The organism is Microbacterium sp. K2 (assembly GCF_051365005.1).
GTDB lineage: Bacteria > Actinomycetota > Actinomycetes > Actinomycetales > Microbacteriaceae > Microbacterium > Microbacterium foliorum_B.
On record NZ_JBLWII010000001.1, the window covers coordinates 821,406 to 839,566 of the forward strand.

Sequence of the window (18,161 nt, forward strand, 5' to 3'; positions counted from 1 at the left end):
CGATATTCAGGACTTCGTGTCGTCGTCTTCCTGGCGGAGGTACGGGTCTGCCTCGCCCGCGTGCGATGCGGAGGATGCGAGCTTCGCCACCTCGGCGTCGCGCTGCTGCGCTTCGCGGAGAAGAGCCGAGATGTGATCGGCGTTCTCCGGCAGCGCGTCGGGGATGAACTCGAGCGTCGGCACGAGGCGAGTGCTGAGCTGCTTCCCGACCTCACTGCGCAGCATTCCGGTGGCGGAGGTCAGCGCCTCGCCGCTGGAGAGACGCTCCTCTTCGGTGCCGAGCACCGTGTAGAAGACCGAGGCGTGCTGCAGGTCACCCGTGACACGGACATCCGTGATCGTGACGAAGCCGAGGCGCGGGTCTCGCAACCCCTTCTCGAGGCGCTCTGCAAGGATCACTCGAATGCGATCAGCCAGACGGGCCTGTCGTTCACCAGCCATTGTTCTCTCCCTCTACGTACCCTTCGGGCGAGGATGCATGATGCACCCTCGCCCGAAGATATCGAACTCGATCAGCCGCGAGGCTTCTCGACCAGTTCTGTCGTCTCGATCTCGTCACCGATCTGGATGTCGTTGAACTTGCCGAGGCCGATACCGGCCTCGTAGTCCGTGCGCACCTCGGTGACGTCGTCCTTGAAGCGACGCAGCGACTCGATGGCGAGGCCGTCTGCGACGACCACGCCGTCGCGGATGACGCGAGCCTTGGCGTTTCGCGTGATCGTTCCCGATCGCACGATGACACCGGCGATGTTGCCGAACTTCGAAGAGCGGAACACCTCACGGATCTCAGCGACACCCGACTGGACCTCTTCGTACTCCGGCTTGAGCATGCCCTTGAGCGAGCTCTCGACCTCGTCGATCGCGTTGTAGATCACCGAGTAGAACCGGATGTCCACACCTTCACGCTGAGCGCGCTCGCGCGCCTTCGTGTCGGGGCGGACGTTGAAGCCCACGATGATCGCGTTGTCGATCGTCGCGAGGTTGACGTCGGACTCCGTGATCGCACCGACGCCGCGGTGGATGATGCGGAGCTGCACCGAGTCATCGACCTCGATCTTGAGCAGCGACTCCTCGAGTGCCTCGACGGCACCGGAGACGTCACCCTTGATGATGAGGTTGAGCGACTCGACCTTGCCCTCTTCGAGAGCACGGGTGAAGTCCTCGAGCGAGATGCGCTTGCGGGCCTTGGCCAGCTGGGCGTTGCGCTCGACTGCTTCACGCTTCTCAGCGATCTGGCGGGCCATGCGGTCTTCTTCGGTGACGATGAAGACATCGCCTGCACGCGGCACCGAGTTGAGACCCTGCACCTGCACCGGACGCGACGGGTAGGCCTCGAGGACCTGCTCGCCGTTCTCGTCGGCCATCGCACGCACACGACCGTAAGCCGTTCCTGCGACGATCGCGTCACCGATCCGAAGCGTTCCGGACTGGATGAGCACCGTGGCGATGGATCCGCGGCCCTTGTCGAGCTTCGCCTCGATGGCGACACCGCGAGCGGCCTTGTTCGGGTTGGCCGTGAGGTCCAGCCCCGCGTCGGCCGTGAGCAGCACGGCGTCCAGGAGCTCCTGGATGCCGGTGTTCGCCCGAGCCGAGACGTCGACGAACAGGACGTCTCCGCCATACTCCTCTGCGACCAGACCGTACTCGGTGAGCTGCTGACGAACCTTGGCCGGGTTGGCGTCGGGCTTGTCGACCTTGTTCACCGCGACCACGATCGGCACGTTCGCCGCCTGCGCGTGGTTCAGCGCCTCGACCGTCTGCGGCATGATGCCGTCGTCGGCCGCGACCACCAGGATGGCGAGGTCGGTGACCTGCGCTCCACGAGCACGCATGGCGGTGAACGCCTCGTGACCCGGGGTGTCGATGAAGGTGATGGCGCGCTCGATGCCATCGTGCTCCGTCCACACCTGGTACGCACCGATGTGCTGCGTGATGCCACCGGCTTCACCCTCGATGACGTTGGTCTGGCGGATCGCGTCGAGCAGACGGGTCTTACCGTGGTCGACGTGACCCATGACGGTGACCACCGGAGGACGGATCTCGAGGTCGTCCTCGCTCTCCTCCTCGAGCTCCTGCTCGAGGTTGAGACCGAAGCCCTCGAGGAGCTCCTTGTCCTCGTCCTCGGGCGAGACCATCTGGATCTTGTAGCCGAGCTCTTCACCCAGCACCTCGAACGTCGCCTCGTCCAGCGACTCGGTGGCCGTGGCCATCTCGCCGAGGTTGAAGAGGATCGTCACGAGGGTTCCGGGCTGCACCGTGTAGCCGGTCAGCGTCTCGATCTTGTCGGCGAAGTCCGCGATCGACGCACCACGGCGCATGCGGATGATCTCCCCGTTGCCGCGGGTGACGTTGACGCCACCGACGATCGGGGCGCTCCGCATCTCGAACTCCTGCCGCTTCGCCCGCCGAGACTTGCGCTGCTTGCTCTTGCCGCCGCCCTTACCGAAGGCACCTGCGGTACCTCCACCGGGACCACGACCGCGACCGCCGCCGCCACCGGGGCGACCTGCGAAGCCACCACCGGGACGAGCACCGGGACCGGCACCGGGTCCACCGGCACCGCCGGGACGACCGGGGCCGCCGGGACGCTGCTGGAACGGTGCACCACCGGGACGACCACCCTGACCGCCGCGCGGAGCGCCGGGACGGGGGGAACCGGGACGAGGCGCACCCGGACGCGGGGCACCGGGACGCGGAGCCTGCGGACGCGGGATGTTGCCGGGAGTCGGACTCGGCCGCTGGCCCATGCCCTGCGCCGAAGCGAAGGGGTTGTTGCCGGGACGCGGACCTGCCGGACGCTGGCCCATGCCCTGCGCCGACGAGAACGGGTTGTTGCCCGGACGCGGTGCGCCGGGCTTCGGTGCGCCGCCGTCGGTCGACTTCGGTGCAGCGGATCCGGGCGTGGCCTCTGCCGAAGCAGTGGTCTCGGCCGGAGCCTCTGCGGCCGGGGCGGGAGCCTCGGGAGCCGGAGCGGCGACGGGCTCTTCCGGCGCGGGAGCCGGCTTGGGTCCGGGCTTGGGCCCGGGAGTCGGTCCACCGGTCTTCGCGGCACCGGGCTTCGCAGCTCCGGGCGTTTCCGCATCGGTCTTCGCGGCACCGGGCTTTGCCGCACCGGGCTTCGCAGCACCGGGCTTGGCCGCAGCGGGAGCCGCATCAGCGGATGCCTTCAGCGAGGCATCCGATTCGATGGCAGCGCGAAGCTTGCGCGCCACCGGCGGTTCGATGGTCGAAGAGGGGCTCTTGACGAACTCTCCGAGTTCCTTGAGCTTTGCAAGTGCGATCTTGCTGTCGACGCCGAGTTCGGCGGCGATCTCGTGTACGCGTGGTTTACCAGCCACAATTCTCCTGTCTGGGGTCGGTCCACCCAGACAGGGCAGACCACTAGTCGCGGACGGGTCTCATTTCGAGCCGTTCACTTTGTTTCCATAGCCGTTCAGCCTTTGTTTCTTGGTGGGTATTGTTCGATGATCCGCGTATCCAGATTGCCGGATGCGCGAAGTGCTCGGCCGAAAGCGCGGCGCCGCAGAGCGGCATCCATGCATTCCGGTGTCGGATGCACCCACGCGCCTCGCCCCGGCAGAACGCTTCGCTCATCGATGATGAGGATGTCGTCCTGAGCCACCACTCTGAGAAGAGCGGCACGGGGAGCACGCGTGCGACAGCCGACGCACGTTCGAACGGGTTCCATCTTACACCTGTGTTCCCATCCGACTCGCGCGACGGGCGCGAGTCGGATGTGACGAGCGGTCAGTCGAGGACGCTGTCGGGCTGGATGTCGATCTTCGCGCCGGTGAGCTTCGCAGCCAGACGAGCGTTCTGCCCCTCCTTGCCGATCGCGAGAGACAGCTGGTAGTCGGGCACCAGCGCTCGCACGGCTCTGGTGTTCGCGTCGAGGATGAACGCGCTGGTCACCTTGGCGGGCGAGAGGGCGTTCGCGACGAAGGCGGCGAGCTCCGGATCGTGATCGACGATGTCGATCTTCTCGCCGGAGAGCTCTTCGGTGACGGCGCGCACACGGCGTCCCATCTCACCGATGCACGCACCCTTGGCGTTGATCGCCGGGTCGTTCGCACGGACGGCGATCTTCGTGCGGTGACCGGCCTCGCGGGCCAGCGAGACGATCTCGACGAGACCTGCGGCGATCTCGGGCACCTCGAGCGCGAACAGCTTGCGGACGAGACCGGGGTGCGTGCGCGACACGGTGATCTGCGGCCCCTTGAGGCCCTTCGCGACGCTGGTCACGTACACGCGGAGGCGCGAGCCGTGGGTGTACTCCTCGCCCGGCACCTGCTCCTCAGGAGGAAGGATGGCCTCGACAGCTCCGAGATCGACGTGGATCATGCGGGGATTCGGTCCCTGCTGGATCACGCCGGCGACGATGTCGCCTTCCTTGTCCTTGAAGTCACCGAGCACCACGTCGTCCGCGATGTCGCGCAGACGCTGGCTGATGACCTGCTTCGCCGCGAATGCGGCGATCCGTCCGAAGTCATCCGGCGTGGCATCCTCTTCTCCGATGATCGCGCCCTCTTCGTCCTTGACGACCTGCAGCACGGCGACGTGCCCGGTCCGACGATCGAGATCGACGCGGACCCCTTCGGGAGTCGCTCCGTCTGCGGAGACATGCTTGGAGTAGGCGGTCAGGATGGCCTGTTCGATGATCGAGACCAGCTCATCGAAGGGGATCGCCTTCTCCTTCTCGATCCCACGCAGCAGACTCAGTTCGATATCCATGACGACTCCCTATTCAGCTCTCGTCACGCGGGTGTGCACGCGCGACATCCGTACCACGATACCCTGTGCCCACCGCCGTCGCCACGAAGGCGGCCGCACCGATGCGGTGCCGAGCGTGCAGGAGGACTCAGTGACGACGTACGACACCATCGTGATCGGGGCAGGGATGTCCGGGGTGACGACGGCCCGCATGCTCGCGGACGCCGGAGCCGACGTCATCATCCTCGAGGCGAGGGATCGCGTCGGCGGCCGCATGCACACCGATCGCACCGCAGGCTTTCCCGTCGATCTCGGCGCGTCGTGGGTCCACGGCATTGAGCGCTCCGCACTGTGGGACCTCGTGCAGGCGCTCGGAATCCCGACGCTCGAGTACACCGTCGGCAGCTTCCAGGCCGGAGGGCGGCCGATCGAGAACTTCGACGGCGACGGCAGGCCCATGGATGCCGTGCGCACTTCTCAATGGGTCACCGATGTGGAGGAGGCCGATCGCCTGCTGGTCGACGAGATCGAACGGTCATCCCCCGGCGACACGTACCTCGATGTCACCGAACGCGCACTCGACCGCACCGGCTTCGATCCTGAGCGCATCGACGAGATCCGGGAGTTCTTCCGCCACCGCGTCGAAGAGCAGTGCGGAGCATGGATCGGAGATCTCGACGCGCACGGGCTCGACGAGGACGCCATCGACGGTGACGAGGTCATCTTCCCTCGCGGTTACGACGAGCTCCCGCGGCGCATCGCCGCCGAGCTCGACATCCGCCTGGGCCACGTGGTCACCCGTATCGCCCGCACAGATGCCGGAGTCACGGTGTCGACCGAGAACGGGGTGTTCTCCGCACGGAGCGCTGTGGTCACCGTGCCACTCGGAGTGCTCAAGGCGGGGTCGATCGACTTCGCTCCTCCTCTGCCCGACACGGTAGCGGGGCCTATCGAGCGGCTGGGCATGGGGGTGTTCAACAAGGTCTTCATCCAGTTCTCGGAACGTTTCTGGAACGAAGACAGCTATGTCCTGCGGGCGCTCGGCGAGGCCGGTGAACACTGGCACTCCTGGTATGACGTGTCCGCCGTGAGCGGGCTTCCCACATTGCTGACATTCGCTGCAGGTCCGTTCGGTCGCAGAATGCAGGAGCTCTCCGATGACGAAATCGTCGCGGATGCCGCGGGTGCTCTTCGCGCCCTCTACCCGGATGCCGTCGGCGAGCCCACCGCGCACTGGGTCACCCGCTGGGGGCACGACGCGTTCTCGAACGGCTCGTACTCGCATCTCGCGCTCGGGTCGTCGCACCACGACCATGACGACCTCGCGGGGCCCGTCGACGGAGTGCTGCACTTCGCCGGCGAGGCGACCTGGGGCGACGAGCCGGCGACCGTGGGAGCGGCCTTCTACTCAGGCCACCGCGCGGCGGAGCGGATCCTCGGGCACGAGGTCGACGTGAGCCGCTTCGCCGCGCGCGTGGCAGCCCGCACCGTCCCTGCACCTCGCGGATGAACGGCGACCACATCCACGGTCAGCGACGGTACGACTGCACGACGGCGGGACGCGGCGCGTTCGGAACGTCACCGGGCGCGTTCGAGCCGTAGTCGGGGAACAGGGAGTTCGGCGCGTCGAACGTTCCGTCCTCCCCCGGGTGCTGCACGGCGACGAACACGAGACCTTCCCTGTCGTGGATCACGGGGCCGCATGTCTCCGCGTCACGAGGCACCGCGAGGAACTGCTGCACGTGCCCGCGTTCGGGTCCGGTGAGGGGCACCTTGAAGAGACCGTCCGCGAGGCCGATGGTGCTCGGAGCGCCATCGGTCGATATCCAGAGATCTCCCACAGAGTCGAAAGCCAGGTTGTCCGGGCAGGAGATGGGCGATACCGATTCCTTGGGGAACCCGGCGAAGTACGCATTGTCGAACGTCTCCGGGTCGCCGCACAGGAGCAGGACGCTCCAACCGAACGAGGTTCCACTGTGACCCTTCGTCTCCGTGAGCTCGAGCACGTGACCGTAGCGGTTTCCCGTCACCGGGTTCGCTTCGTCGACGGCCGTGCGGCCGGAGTTGTTGGTCAGCGCGACGTAGATCTTGCCGGTGGCCGGGCTCGGTTGCACATCCTCAGGGCGATCCATCTTCGTCGCGCCGACGGCATCCGCGGCGAGTCGCGTGTGCACGAGGACCTGCTCCGTCGAGAAGCCGGGCACCGCGCTACGGCCGTTGCGAGTGAGAGAGATCCAGCTCCCGGTGCCGTCGAACGCGCCGTCCGTCGGCAGCGCTCCTGATCCGGAGATCTCTGTGGCCGGAGAGTTGCCGCCGAACTTCGCCACGTAGAGGTCGCCCTCGCTCAACAGTGAGAGGTTCTTCTTGCGGGAACCCGAGATGCGGTTCTTCGAGACGAACTTGTACAGATAGTCGTTGCGTTCGTCATCACCCATGTACGCGACGACGCGACCGTCACGGGCGACCTGCACGTTCGCGCCCTCGTGCTTGAAGCGCCCCATCGCCGTGTGCTTGCGCGGAGTGGAGGTCGGGTCCTGCGGGTCTATCTCGACGATGTATCCGAATCGGTTCGGCTCGTTGACGAAGTCGGGATCGTGGGCGTTGAACCGCGGGTCATACGACTCCCAGCCCGTGGAGGTCGTCGTGGTGCTCGATGCGCTGTACCGTCTCTGCTCAGGGGTGTCGGCAGCCCAGGCGAAGTAACCGTTGAAGTTCTCCTCCCCCGAGAGGATCGTTCCCCACGGAGTGGTCCCGCCCGCGCAGTTCCCGAGAGTGCCGTGGACCCACCGGCCTTCCGGGTCCGCCGCCGTCTTGACCAGATCCGAACCCGCGGCAGGGCCCGTCAGCTCGAACATCGTCTCGACCGTGATGCGTCGGTTCCGTCGCCCGTCGACGACGTATGTCCACGGATCGCCGACGCGTCGGCGACGGATGTCGACCACGGACATTCCCTGGGCCGCCTTGTAGACGTCGCCTCGCCGACGGAGTTCGGCCCGGTCCGTCGTCGGCGGGAACATGATTCCCGGGTTCACGTACTCGTGATTGTTGACCAGGACTCCGGTCTTGCCGCTCGGGTCCGGGACGATGTCGAGATAGTCGCTGTTGTAGCCGAACTGCCCGGCCTGCGCCTGCGGCGACTGCGCCGCGAAATCGAAGGTCGGAGCCGTGGAGAACAGCGGATCTCCCCAGCGGATCAGCGGCTCCCAGGTGAATCCGTCGGGAACCGTGAGCGCGTCGACGTCCGCGGAGACCGGGGCGATGGCCGTGAAGGAGAGCCCTGCAGTCCCCGGTTTTCCGAGCGCAACCGACCCGGCTCCGGCGGCCGCCGGTGCGGACACGGGCGCTGAGCGGTCCGCTCCGACCGCGATCGCCACGGCTGCGGCTGCGCCCAGCCCGAACAGTGCGCGTCGCGAGAAGACAGCGGATGCGATCGAACGGAAGTCGTCGTTCGACGACGTGTTGCATTCCGGGCCCAGACACGCGTTCGCGCACTTGAGTTCGCAGGTGATCGGCGATCGTTTGCCACGCGCATGCGCGATCAACGGGAGCCGGTTCCGAGTGTCGTCCACAGCCATCTGATCCTCCTCGACAGGGTGCCGTCAGCATCGTCGGCGCAGATGACGGCAGCGTTAATGCCGAGTGAACCCCCGACGTCACAGCGCGGGAGCGGACTCCAACGAGTTGATCGCGCTGATCAGGCGGAACAGACTGCCGACCTGACGCTGATCGAGGTGCAGGGCGAGACGCGGAAGATGCAGCAGATCATCGTCGGCGACCTCGGGCGACCGCGGAGCAGTCCGCTCGATTCGCCCGCTCGGCAGCATCCCGGCGAAGCGGTCGTTCAGTTCCTCGAGCTCTGCATCTGTCGGGGCGACCCGCAGTCTGAGCACGAGCGAATCTCCGACCCAGCGCAGCGAGTCGTAGTTGCGCCAGAACCCTGCGATCACTGCTGCGGCCGACTCGATGGAGTCGGTGATGACCACGCGGTCGAAGTCACCCTCGGAGATCACACCCGTGGGCTCCAGATCCTCGTCGATGAACCGCTTGAGACCGTTCCAGAAAGTGCCGCCAGGCTCGTCGAGCAGGACGATCGGCGTCGGCTCGGCTTTGCCGGTCTGCTGCAGCGTGAGCAGCTCGAACATCTCGTCGAGCGTGCCGAACCCGCCGGGCAGGCAGATGAAGCCGCTGGACTCCTTGATGAGCATCAGCTTGCGGGTGAAGAAGTACTTCATCGCCACGACGTGCTCGCTCGCTGCGATCAGGCTGTTGGCCTTCTCCTCGAACGGGAGACGGATCGACACTCCGAGCGAGAGTGCCGGTCCGGCACCCTCCGCGGCAGCCTGCATGATCCCCGGCCCCGCACCGGTGACGACCATCCACCCGTCCGCGGCGAGCGCGGCGGCGACGTCACGGGCCTGGACGTAGAGGGGATCATCATGGCGGGTCCGAGCCGAACCGAAGACCGTGACCTTGGGCACGCCCTCGAACGGAGCGAACAGCCGGAAGGCGTCTCGCATCTCAGCGAGAGCGGCTGAGGCGATCTTGAGGTCGAGGCGGGTGGTGCCGTCCTCGCCCAGCAGGACCGCCGTGCGCATCATGCGCATGACCAGCCTGCGGTCGGTCTTCACCCCGGCCTCGTCGAGGACGTTGTTGATCTCGGCGCTCAGCGATTCCGGCAACGGTTCGTCGGTCATGCCCTCAGCCTGTCACGACGGCATGTCGGGTGGGTCAGCGCAACGCCGCCCGATGCGCTGACCACGCGCGCGGGCCGGTGTCAACGCCCGTGCGAAGTCAGACCTCCTGCGCCACAGTGGCGGCATGACAGAGATCACTGGACCGGAAGCACTCGCCCGCGTGACCGAGCTCGTCGAGGACATTGACTTCACGATGCTGACGACGACCGACGAAGACGGCAACCTGGTGAGCAGGCCGATGTCGACCCGGCAGATGGACGATGCCGGAGACATCTGGTTCTTCACCGCGGAAGACACGGAGAAGGTCGAAGAGGCGCGAGCTCACCGTCAGGTCGGCCTCTCGTACTGCGACGCCAAGGGCATGCGATATGTCTCGGTCGCCGGCAACGCGTCCGTCGTGCACGACCGGGCGAAGATGGAGGAGCTCTACTCCCCCTCGCTCGACATCTGGTTCGAGAACGGCCTCGACACCCCCGGCATCGCGCTTCTGAAGGTGACGCCGACGGTGACCGAGTTCTGGGAGCCCGCCAAGGGCAAGATCGCGATGGCGGCGGGTGCGCTCAAAGCGCTGGTCACGAAGGACACACCCGATGACGACATCATGAACCACGGCCGCATCGTCTGCTGACGAGCGGCTCGGCTACGTACAGAGAATGCCGCGCACCTCGGATGAGGTGCGCGGCATTCTTCGGTCTGTACGGTCAGCGCCGGGACAGCTGCTGCACGGCCTCGGCGACCGATACCGCTTCACGGTCACCCGTGCTGCGATCCCACAGCTCTACCTGGCCATCGGCAGCACCACGGCCGACGATGACGATCTTCGGCACGCCGACGAGCTCTGCGTCTCCGAACTTCACGCCGGGCGAGACCTTCGGACGATCGTCGTAGAGCACGTCGAGGCCCTCAGACTCGAGTTGCGTCGAGAGCTCGGTCGCCACGTCGAACGCCACCTGATCGCGGCCGGCCGCCACGACCTGCACATCGAAGGGCGCGACGGATGCGGGCCAGATGAGTCCCTTGTCATCGTTGTTCAGCTCGGCGATGATCGCGAGGATGCGCGTGATGCCGATTCCGTACGAGCCCATCGTGACGGTGACGAGCTTGCCGTTCTCGTTGAGCACCTTGAGGCCGAGGGCCTCGGCGTACTTGCGGCCGAGTTGGAACACGTGGCCGATCTCCATGCCGCGAGCCAGTTCCACGGGTCCGGAACCGTCGGGAGCGGGGTCGCCCGCCCTGACGTTCGCGATCTCGATGATCCCATCCGAGAAGAAGTCCCGACCGGCGACGACCGAATGCGCGTGCTTCTGGTCGACATTCGCGCCGGTGATCCAGCTGGTGCCCTCGCTCACGCGGGGATCGACCAGGTAGCGGATGCCGGTCGCCGACTCTTCGCCGAGCACAGCACCGGTGGGCGACCAGGGACCGATGTAGCCCTTCACGAGCAGCGGGTTGTTCTCGAAGTCGTCCGCCGTGGCGGTCTCGACCTCGGCGGGCGCGAACGCGACCTCCGCGCGCTTCTCGTCGACCTCGCGGTCACCAGGGATGCCCACGACGACCAGCTCGCGGGTTCCGTCGAGGTGAGTCAGTGCCAGCACGACGTTCTTGAGAGTGTCTGCAGCGGAGTAGTCGCCGTCCAGGTGCGCATTCGCGTGGGCGACGAGCGTCTCGATCGTCGGCGTGTTCGGTGAGTCGAAGATGACAGGGGATGCGCCGGCATCGAAGGCGATGGCGTCGGGCACCGCCGTCGTGAACGCTTCGACGTTGGCGGCGTAGCCGCCGGCGCTTCGCACGAACGTGTCCTCACCCACGGGGGTCGGGTGAAGGAACTCCTCGCTTCGGGAACCGCCCATCGCCCCGGCATCCGCCTGGACGATCACGTACTCGAGACCGAGGCGCTGGAAGATCCGCTCGTACGCATCGCGCTGTGCCTGGTAGCTCACATCGAGTCCGGCATCCGAGGAATCGAACGAGTAGGCGTCCTTCATCGTGAACTCGCGACCGCGGAGCAGGCCGGCACGCGGGCGTGCCTCATCGCGATACTTGTCCTGGATCTGGTAGATCGAGAGAGGCAGATCCTTGTACGACGAGTAGAGGTCCTTGACGAGGAGCGTGAACGCCTCTTCATGGGTCGGTGCGAGCAGGTAGTCCCCGCCCTTACGATCCTGGAGGCGGAACAGCAGGTCGCCGTACTCCTCCCAACGTCCCGTCGCCTCGTAAGACTCGCGAGGCATCAGAGCCGGGAAGTGCACTTCCTGCGCACCTGCGGCGGCCATCTCCTCGCGGACGACGGTCTCGATCTTGGCCTTCACGCGCAGTCCGAGCGGGAGCCACGCGAAGATTCCGGCGGCCTGCGGTCGGATGTATCCGGCTCGGATCAGCAGCCTGTGGCTCGCGACCTCTGCGCCTGCAGGGTCTTCACGGAGCGTACGGAGAAAGAAGTTCGATAGACGAGTGACCACCGGGCAAGTCTACTGACCGGTGGTCACTCGTTTCGCGATGGGTCAGTTGAGCGCGGGGAGGCCGTTGGGGATCACGCCGCCGGCATACAGGCTCGCGGCGAGCTCCTGGACCGCCGTGAGCGCCACCCGCTGCGGAAGAGGACCGTACGAGATGCGGGTGACACCGAGCTTCTCGTACTCCGAAGCGGCGAGGGTGCCGGGGAGGCCGATCACGCTGAGCTTGCCCTCACCGAGACCGTCGACGAGCTGTCGAGTGATGTTGGCGTCGAGCATTCCCGGGACGAAGACCGCGGTGGCTCCGGCATCGAGGAAGGCGCGGCCACGCTGGATCGCGTCGGCGACGCTCTCGGCGACGGGGCGGTGGCCTGCACGGACGAACGCATCGGTGCGCGCATTGAGGGCGAACGGCACACCCTCGGCTTCGGCTGCCTTGACGATCGCCTCGACCGCGGCGACGGATTCGTCGAACGGCTTGAGGCGGTCTTCGACGTTGGCGCCGACGACACCGGCGCCGATCGCCAGGCGGGTGGTCTCCCCCGCGTCGCCGTAGCCGTCGTCGAGGTCGGCAGTCACGGGGACCGAGACGGATGCCGCGATGCGACCGATCATGTCAATCATGATGTCCCGCGGAATCGTGCCGTCCTCGAATCCGAAGGAGGCGGCGATGCCGTGCCCGGCAGTCGCGATCGTCTTCGTCTCAGGCAGCTTCGCGACGGCGCGGGCGGACACGACGTCCCACACATTCACGACGCGGAGGATCTCCGGGGCTTCGTAGAGTCCGATCAGGGTCTTGGCTTTCGCAGCAGTGGTCATGCCCCCACGCTAACGCCCAGTATTCCGGTCGGGGTCGGACGGACACGCGAATCACAGGTTCGCGAGGCACCGCGGCGCATCGGTGATCGTCGGGAGCGTCGTCGCCGGGCACGGGCGGCCATGCCCGGAATAGCTCAGTCCTCTGGCCGCGTCGTCATAGTGTGGGGTCATGCCTCAGCGCCGATCGCACGTTGCCCCATCAGCCGCGCAGACCGAACTCGCCGCGGCGCTTGCCGCGCTGAGAGAATCCCTCGACGCGCCCACGGACTTCCCCGCCTCGGTCGTCGCCGATGCAGAGGCGTCGGACGCTGCGGTTCCCGAACTCGACCTGCGCGACATCCCCTTCGCCACACTCGATCCGCAGGGCTCCCGCGACCTCGACCAGGCCTTCCACCTCGAGCGGCGGGATTCCGGGTACACGGTTCGCTACGCGATCGCCGATGTGCCCGGCTTCGTCGCCCCCGGTGGGTCGGTGGACGCCGAGGCCCGCCGTCGAGGTCAGACGCTGTATGCGGCGGATGGCAGGATCCCCCTGCATCCGAAGGTGCTCAGCGAGGATCGCGCGTCGCTGCTGGCCGACATGGACCGCCCCGCACTCGTCTGGAACTTCGCCCTCGATTCTGCGGGAGTCGTCGAAGAGTTCCGGCTCGAGCGGGCTCTGATCCGCTCACGCGCCCAGCTCGACTACGCCAGCACGCAGGCGGCACTCGACCGAGGCGAGGGCGGCCCGGCCGCGTTGCTTCCGGAGATCGGTGCGCTGCGGATCGAGCAGGAGAAGATCCGCGGCGGCGCAAGCCTGAACCTCCCCGACGAGGAAGTGACCAGAGCCGCCGACGGCACATATGCGATCGAGCGTCGGCATCCGCTTCCCGTCGAGGAATGGAACGCGCAGCTGTCCCTCATGACAGGCATGGCAGCCGCGTCCCTGATGATCGGCGCCGGCATCGGCATCCTGCGGACGATGCCCCAGCCCGACGAGAAGTCCTTCGAGGCGTTCCGTCACCAGACCGAGGCCCTGGGACGCCCGTGGACGACAGGCGCCTACGGCGACTACCTTCGCGAGCTGGATCGCGAGAACCCGATGACCCTCCCGATTCTCGAGGCTGCGGCATCGCTGTTCCGCGGCGCCGGCTACGTGGCCTTCGACGGGTCGGTGCCGCCCGACGTCGAGCAGGCGGCCATCGCCGCACCCTACGCGCATGCCACGGCGCCGCTGCGCCGTCTCATCGATCGCTGGTCGCTCGCGATCTGCCTCGCAGTCTCCGAAGGTCGTGAGGTACCGAGCTGGGTTCGCGAGTCCCTCACGGATCTGCCCGCACTGATGCAGGAGTCCGGTCAGCGCGCATCCCGGCTCGACTCCGCGACGATCAACTGCGTCGAGGCCGCGCTGATGACGCCCCTGGTCGGCTCTACAGTCGATGCGACCGTGATCGAGATGCGTGGTGAGCGGGCGACGGTCCAGATCGCTGATCCGGCCGTCACCGCCTCTGCCCCGATCCCCGCCGACACGATCCCCGGAGCCGTCGTGAGGCTCCAGGTCGTGCGCGTCGACATCTCCCGAGGCGAGATCGAGTTCAGCGTCTGACGACCTAGGCTTCAGGTCATGCCGATATCGCCTTATCTGAGCGACCTCCGCGAGCGCGTGGGTCATGACCTCCTCATACTCCCCGCTGTGACGGCGATCATCCGCCGCGGTGATCGTTTTCTGCTGTGCCGGCAAGCACATTCGCCCCGCTGGGGCCTGCTCGGAGGGGGAATAGAGCCGCTGGAGAGACCGGAGGATGCGGTCCTCCGAGAGGTGCGCGAGGAGATCGGTGTCGACGCAACCGTGCACGGGATCGTGGGGGCGTACGGAGGCGAAGAACTGATGGTGAGCTACCCGAACGGGGATCGCGTCGGCTACACCACGATCGCCTACTCCTGCTCGATTCCGATCGACGCGGAATTCCTCTTCACCGATGGCGAGCTCATCGAGACCGCCTGGTTCACGATCCCGGAGATCGCGCGGCTTCCGCGGGATCGATGGGTTGATCCGATCATCGACGATGCCAGCCGGCTCTCTGAGACGAGCCATGCGGAACAGAGCAGCATCGTCGAGAAGGCCGTCTGTTACGTCATCGCCGAGAATCGACTGCTGGTCTTCACCCACGATGACACCGACATGCTCGCCACCGGGGTCCAGGTGCCCGCAGGCACCGTGCGCAGGGGCGAAAGTGCTGCCGGCGCGGCTGAGCGAGAGCTGTTCGAGGAGACAGGTCTCCGTGGAACTGTGACACGCAGCCTCGGCACGGATCTGTACGATCTCTCCCCTGCCCGCGAAGAGATGGCACTCCGCCACTTCTTCCAGTTGGAGATCCCCGACCCCGACGTTACGGCCGTGTGGCAGGCCGGCGAAGCCGATCCGGCAACCGGCGACTCCCCCATCTCATGGACGTGTCGATGGCTGCCGCTGAGCCAGGCACACGTGCTCGCCGCGGGACTCGGCGCGCGGCTCGGCGCAGCGACGCGCTGATCCCCGGAGGCTCACAGCCCGAAGGTTACGCTGTCGGCGTGGACCACTTCGCCGTCGCTGAACGATTCGTCGCCGCCCACTACCCGCGGGCCGATGTCGCCATCGTGGCGGGGAGCACAGCGCGCGGCGACCGCACCTCGACGAGCGACATCGACCTGCTGCTCCTCGGAGATGACCTCTTCGATGTCGACGGACAGACGAGTGAAGCCTCGACGCACGACTTCGACGGAGAGATCTTCGAGGTCTTCGCCTACACGTCGAGGGGTTTCGACGAGTAGGCGGCACGAGGCATCGCGCAGCACCGCCCGGTGACGGTGCACATGCTCGTCGACGGCATCGCGATCCGCGAGGATGACCAACTGGGACCACTCCGACAGCGTTGGCGGAGTGTGTTCGACGCAGGGCCCTCTCTCAGCGCGCAGGAGTCCGCGTTCCGCCGCTACGTCATCACGGATGTGCTCGACGATCTGGAGGACGCCGCGGACCCCGTCGAACAGCGCGTGGAGGCATCCATCCTGTTCGAGCGGATCGCAGAGCTCATGCTGCTCACCGAGGGGCGGTGGATCGGGGCGGGCAAATGGCTGCCCCGACGCCTTCGAGAGCTGAGCGTCGAAAGAGCCGACCACTTGACCATCCCTCTGATCGAGAGCGACTACACGACCTTCGCAGCCCGCGTATCGGCTGAACTCGAACGTGCCGGTGGCCGCGTGCAGGCCGGATTCGTTCGCTGAGCGGACTCAGACCGCGGGAACGGCCTTCGTGGTCATCACCAGCAGCTGGGGATCCGTCAGATCGAGCGCAACCGAGATCGAGACGAACTCAGAAAGCGACTCCACGTGCGTTCCGCCGCAGAGGATCTCGGCGTGACCATCCGGCAGTTCGCAGTGCCAGCTGCGGCGATCCACGATGGTCGGGCCCTCGGGCACCACGCGGCTCATCGCACCGGAGGCGACCCACGTGGCCAGCTGGGCGTTGATCGCCGCCTCCCGATCCTCGAGCGTCGCCACGAACGTCTCGGTGTCGAATCCTGCGCGGCGCAGGCTCTTGCCCAGACGGTACTCGTCGACAGCGCCGTCTTCATGGATGCGGCTGGACTGATTCGCTCTGGCCTCGAAATTCGGGTTGCCCAGAGCATCCGCTCCCGGGTCCTTGCGCCACAGGTCGGCGACGGCGATGTCGAGGGCCAACGATGCGAGGTGGCACGCGGTGTGCCCCCGGCTGAGGCCGGCCCGCCGAGGAGCGTCGACCGACAGCTCCACACGCGCCCCCTCGACCAGCGAGGACGGGGTCTCCCCCTCGAGCGGGTGACCGACGAGCCAGGTCCACCCCTCAGCGCCACGCTTGACCGGGATGTCGGCTCCGACCGCGAACTCGCCCTCATCGGAGATCGCCGCCATCACAGCCTCGGAGACGCGAACGACAGCCCCGTCGAGCGCGATCTCACCGCTGTCGCCCGGCTGATCCGGCCACGTGTGATCGACCGGGTGGAACGGCGTCGCGTCCACGACGACGACGGTGCCCGCCTCGCCGGACTCGATTCGACGGACGGTACTCGAACCTGAGACGCCGCCGACGGGGAAGGACACGACAGTGGACGAGGACATGGAACTCCTTGAGATCATTCGAGACGGAGACCGTCTTCGGCGTCGAAGACGGCGAACGGCTCAGTGCGACGGCGGGATCCGGAAACTCGCGAGCCGGTCGCCGTCGTTGATCGCATCGATCATCGCTTGCACGGGTGCGGATACGACGGTCTCGGACAACGATGTCTCCTGGGGTCGGTCGGTCAGGACGTGACGACCTGCGCGGTGCCGAGCGGGGCCTCAGGCCCCATCTCGACCGCGATGCGGTTGGCCTCTTCGATCAACGTCGCGACGATGTCGGCTTCGGGCACGGTCTTGATGACCTCGCCCTTGACGAAGATCTGTCCCTTGCCGTTGCCCGAGGCGACTCCGAGGTCGGCTTCGCGCGCCTCGCCCGGACCGTTCACGACACAGCCCATGACGGCGACGCGCAGCGGAACGGTCATGTCCTTGAGACCCTCGGTCACGTTCTCGGCGAGCGTGTAGACGTCGACCTGGGCGCGTCCGCAGGACGGGCACGACACGATCTCGAGCTTGCGCTCGCGCAGGTTGAGCGACTGCAGGATCTGGTGCCCCACCTTGACCTCTTCGGCGGGAGGCGCGGAGAGAGACACACGGATGGTGTCGCCGATGCCCTCACCGAGCAGGATGCCGAACGCCGTGGCGCTCTTGATGGTTCCCTGGAACGCGGGTCCGGCCTCGGTCACTCCGAGGTGCAGCGGCCAGTCGCCGCGTTCAGCGAGCTGGCGGTAGGCCTTCACCATGACGATCGGGTCGTTGTGCTTGACCGAGATCTTGAAATCGTGGAAGTCGTGCTCCTCGAACAGCGAGGCCTCCCAGACAGCACTCTCGACGAGAGCCTCAGCGGTCGCCTTGCCGTACTTGGTCAGGATGCGGCGGTCGAGCGAGCCGGCGTTGACGCCGATGCGCAGCGAGACGCCTGCGGCCTTCGCGGCCTCGGCGATCTTGCCGACGTTTCCGTCGAACTCGCGGATGTTGCCCGGGTTCACGCGCACAGCGCCGCACCCGGCGTCGATGGCGGTGTAGATGTAGCGCGGCTGGAAATGGATGTCGGCGATCACGGGGATCTGGCTCTTCATCGCGATGATCTTCAGCGCGTCGGCGTCGTCCTGATGGGGGACGGCCACACGGACGATCTCGCATCCGGATGCGGTCAGCTCCGCGATCTGCTGGAGAGTCGCGTTGATGTCCGTCGTCTTCGTCGTCGTCATGGACTGGACGGTGACGGGGGCGTCGCCGCCGACGAGCACCTTGCCCACCTTGATCTGGCGAGACTTGCGGCGCGGGGCGAGGACTTCGGGGATCTTCGGCATCCCAAGATTCACTGCTGGCACAACCCCCAGCCTACGCCGCCTGGATGCACGCAGGC

16 protein-coding genes are annotated in these 18,161 nt (G+C 66.7%); 6 read left to right on the forward strand and 10 right to left on the reverse strand.

The annotated features are described in order from the left end of the window. Positions 1-6: 6 nt before the first annotated feature. The 4 genes from rbfA to nusA form a co-directional block, all read right to left on the reverse strand. Positions 7-441, reverse strand: coding sequence for a 30S ribosome-binding factor RbfA (gene rbfA, locus ACLKOY_RS04215; protein WP_363570905.1), 435 nt, complete (start codon positions 439-441; stop codon positions 7-9). 71 nt (positions 442-512) lie between these two features. Next, a complete protein-coding gene (infB, locus tag ACLKOY_RS04220) occupies positions 513-3,338 on the reverse strand; it encodes a translation initiation factor IF-2 (RefSeq protein ID WP_436452559.1) in 2,826 nt (941 codons plus the stop codon). 95 nt (positions 3,339-3,433) lie between these two features. After that, on the reverse strand, positions 3,434-3,688 hold the full coding sequence (locus tag ACLKOY_RS04225; RefSeq protein ID WP_363570909.1) for a YlxR family protein: 255 nt from the start codon (positions 3,686-3,688) through the stop codon (positions 3,434-3,436). Between the two features lie 59 nt (positions 3,689-3,747). Next, positions 3,748-4,731, reverse strand: coding sequence for a transcription termination factor NusA (gene nusA / locus ACLKOY_RS04230; protein WP_140036812.1), 984 nt, complete (start codon positions 4,729-4,731; stop codon positions 3,748-3,750). 130 nt (positions 4,732-4,861) lie between these two features. Here nusA and ACLKOY_RS04235 point away from each other — a divergent pair, with 130 nt between their 5' ends. Beyond that, positions 4,862-6,220, forward strand: a complete 1,359-nt coding sequence (locus ACLKOY_RS04235) for a flavin monoamine oxidase family protein (RefSeq protein ID WP_436452560.1) — start codon at positions 4,862-4,864, stop codon at positions 6,218-6,220. Positions 6,221-6,239: 19 nt separating this feature from the next. Here the strand turns inward: ACLKOY_RS04235 and ACLKOY_RS04240 are convergent, their stop codons facing one another. Beyond that, positions 6,240-8,285, reverse strand: coding sequence for a PhoX family protein (locus tag ACLKOY_RS04240; RefSeq protein ID WP_436452561.1), 2,046 nt, complete (start codon positions 8,283-8,285; stop codon positions 6,240-6,242). A 78-nt stretch (positions 8,286-8,363) separates the two neighbouring features. Beyond that, positions 8,364-9,404, reverse strand: a complete 1,041-nt coding sequence (locus tag ACLKOY_RS04245; protein ID WP_436452562.1) for a TIGR00730 family Rossman fold protein — start codon at positions 9,402-9,404, stop codon at positions 8,364-8,366. Between the two features lie 124 nt (positions 9,405-9,528). On the opposite strand from ACLKOY_RS04245, the gene ACLKOY_RS04250 reads away from it, so the two are divergent. Then, the gene (locus ACLKOY_RS04250) at positions 9,529-10,032 is read left to right on the forward strand and encodes a pyridoxamine 5'-phosphate oxidase family protein (RefSeq protein WP_363570916.1); all 504 of its coding nucleotides are present in this window, start codon (positions 9,529-9,531) and stop codon (positions 10,030-10,032) included. A gap of 73 nt (positions 10,033-10,105) precedes the next feature. Here ACLKOY_RS04250 and ACLKOY_RS04255 read toward each other — a convergent pair whose 3' ends face one another. Together ACLKOY_RS04255 and ACLKOY_RS04260 are read right to left on the reverse strand one after the other, a co-directional pair. After that, entirely contained in the window at positions 10,106-11,863 is a 1,758-nt protein-coding gene (locus ACLKOY_RS04255) for a proline--tRNA ligase (protein WP_436452563.1), read from the reverse strand. Between the two features lie 42 nt (positions 11,864-11,905). Continuing rightward, positions 11,906-12,676 (reverse strand): isocitrate lyase/PEP mutase family protein, encoded by a 771-nt coding sequence (locus ACLKOY_RS04260; protein ID WP_436452564.1) that lies wholly within the window; start codon positions 12,674-12,676, stop codon positions 11,906-11,908. Between the two features lie 169 nt (positions 12,677-12,845). On the opposite strand from ACLKOY_RS04260, the gene ACLKOY_RS04265 reads away from it, so the two are divergent. The 4 genes from ACLKOY_RS04265 to ACLKOY_RS04280 are packed head-to-tail and all read left to right on the forward strand — an operon-like array spanning position 12,846 to position 15,919. Further along, the gene (locus ACLKOY_RS04265) at positions 12,846-14,261 is read left to right on the forward strand and encodes an RNB domain-containing ribonuclease (RefSeq protein ID WP_436452565.1); all 1,416 of its coding nucleotides are present in this window, start codon (positions 12,846-12,848) and stop codon (positions 14,259-14,261) included. An 18-nt stretch (positions 14,262-14,279) separates the two neighbouring features. Continuing rightward, positions 14,280-15,188, forward strand: a complete 909-nt coding sequence (locus ACLKOY_RS04270; RefSeq protein ID WP_436452566.1) for an NUDIX domain-containing protein — start codon at positions 14,280-14,282, stop codon at positions 15,186-15,188. A gap of 38 nt (positions 15,189-15,226) precedes the next feature. Further along, positions 15,227-15,466: a nucleotidyltransferase domain-containing protein gene (locus ACLKOY_RS04275; protein WP_436452567.1), complete on the forward strand. Its 240-nt coding sequence runs from the start codon at positions 15,227-15,229 to the stop codon at positions 15,464-15,466. Between the two features lie 30 nt (positions 15,467-15,496). Beyond that, positions 15,497-15,919, forward strand: a complete 423-nt coding sequence (locus ACLKOY_RS04280) for a hypothetical protein (RefSeq protein ID WP_436452568.1) — start codon at positions 15,497-15,499, stop codon at positions 15,917-15,919. A 6-nt stretch (positions 15,920-15,925) separates the two neighbouring features. On the opposite strand, the gene ACLKOY_RS04285 is transcribed toward ACLKOY_RS04280, so the two are convergent. Together ACLKOY_RS04285 and ispG are read right to left on the reverse strand one after the other, a co-directional pair. Then, positions 15,926-16,792, reverse strand: a complete 867-nt coding sequence (locus ACLKOY_RS04285; RefSeq protein ID WP_436452569.1) for a hypothetical protein — start codon at positions 16,790-16,792, stop codon at positions 15,926-15,928. A gap of 182 nt (positions 16,793-16,974) precedes the next feature. Continuing rightward, positions 16,975-18,105, reverse strand: a complete 1,131-nt coding sequence (ispG, locus tag ACLKOY_RS04290; RefSeq protein ID WP_436452570.1) for a flavodoxin-dependent (E)-4-hydroxy-3-methylbut-2-enyl-diphosphate synthase — start codon at positions 18,103-18,105, stop codon at positions 16,975-16,977. Positions 18,106-18,161 lie beyond the last annotated feature (56 nt).

Bases quoted from the DNA above. Each gene is read 5' to 3' on its own strand.
- rbfA (WP_363570905.1), bottom strand. From the start codon at position 441: ATGGCTGGTGAACGACAGGCCCGTCTGGCTGATCGCATTCGAGTGATC.
- ACLKOY_RS04225 (WP_363570909.1), bottom strand. From the start codon at position 3,688: ATGGAACCCGTTCGAACGTGCGTCGGCTGTCGCACGCGTGCTCCCCGT.
- nusA (WP_140036812.1), bottom strand. From the start codon at position 4,731: ATGGATATCGAACTGAGTCTGCTGCGTGGGATCGAGAAGGAGAAGGCG.
- ACLKOY_RS04240 (WP_436452561.1), bottom strand. From the start codon at position 8,285: ATGGCTGTGGACGACACTCGGAACCGGCTCCCGTTGATCGCGCATGCG.
- ACLKOY_RS04245 (WP_436452562.1), bottom strand. From the start codon at position 9,404: ATGACCGACGAACCGTTGCCGGAATCGCTGAGCGCCGAGATCAACAAC.
- ACLKOY_RS04250 (WP_363570916.1), top strand. From the start codon at position 9,529: ATGACAGAGATCACTGGACCGGAAGCACTCGCCCGCGTGACCGAGCTC.
- ACLKOY_RS04260 (WP_436452564.1), bottom strand. From the start codon at position 12,676: ATGACCACTGCTGCGAAAGCCAAGACCCTGATCGGACTCTACGAAGCC.
- ACLKOY_RS04265 (WP_436452565.1), top strand. From the start codon at position 12,846: ATGCCTCAGCGCCGATCGCACGTTGCCCCATCAGCCGCGCAGACCGAA.
- ACLKOY_RS04270 (WP_436452566.1), top strand. From the start codon at position 14,280: ATGCCGATATCGCCTTATCTGAGCGACCTCCGCGAGCGCGTGGGTCAT.
- ACLKOY_RS04285 (WP_436452569.1), bottom strand. From the start codon at position 16,792: ATGTCCTCGTCCACTGTCGTGTCCTTCCCCGTCGGCGGCGTCTCAGGT.
- ispG (WP_436452570.1), bottom strand. From the start codon at position 18,105: ATGCCGAAGATCCCCGAAGTCCTCGCCCCGCGCCGCAAGTCTCGCCAG.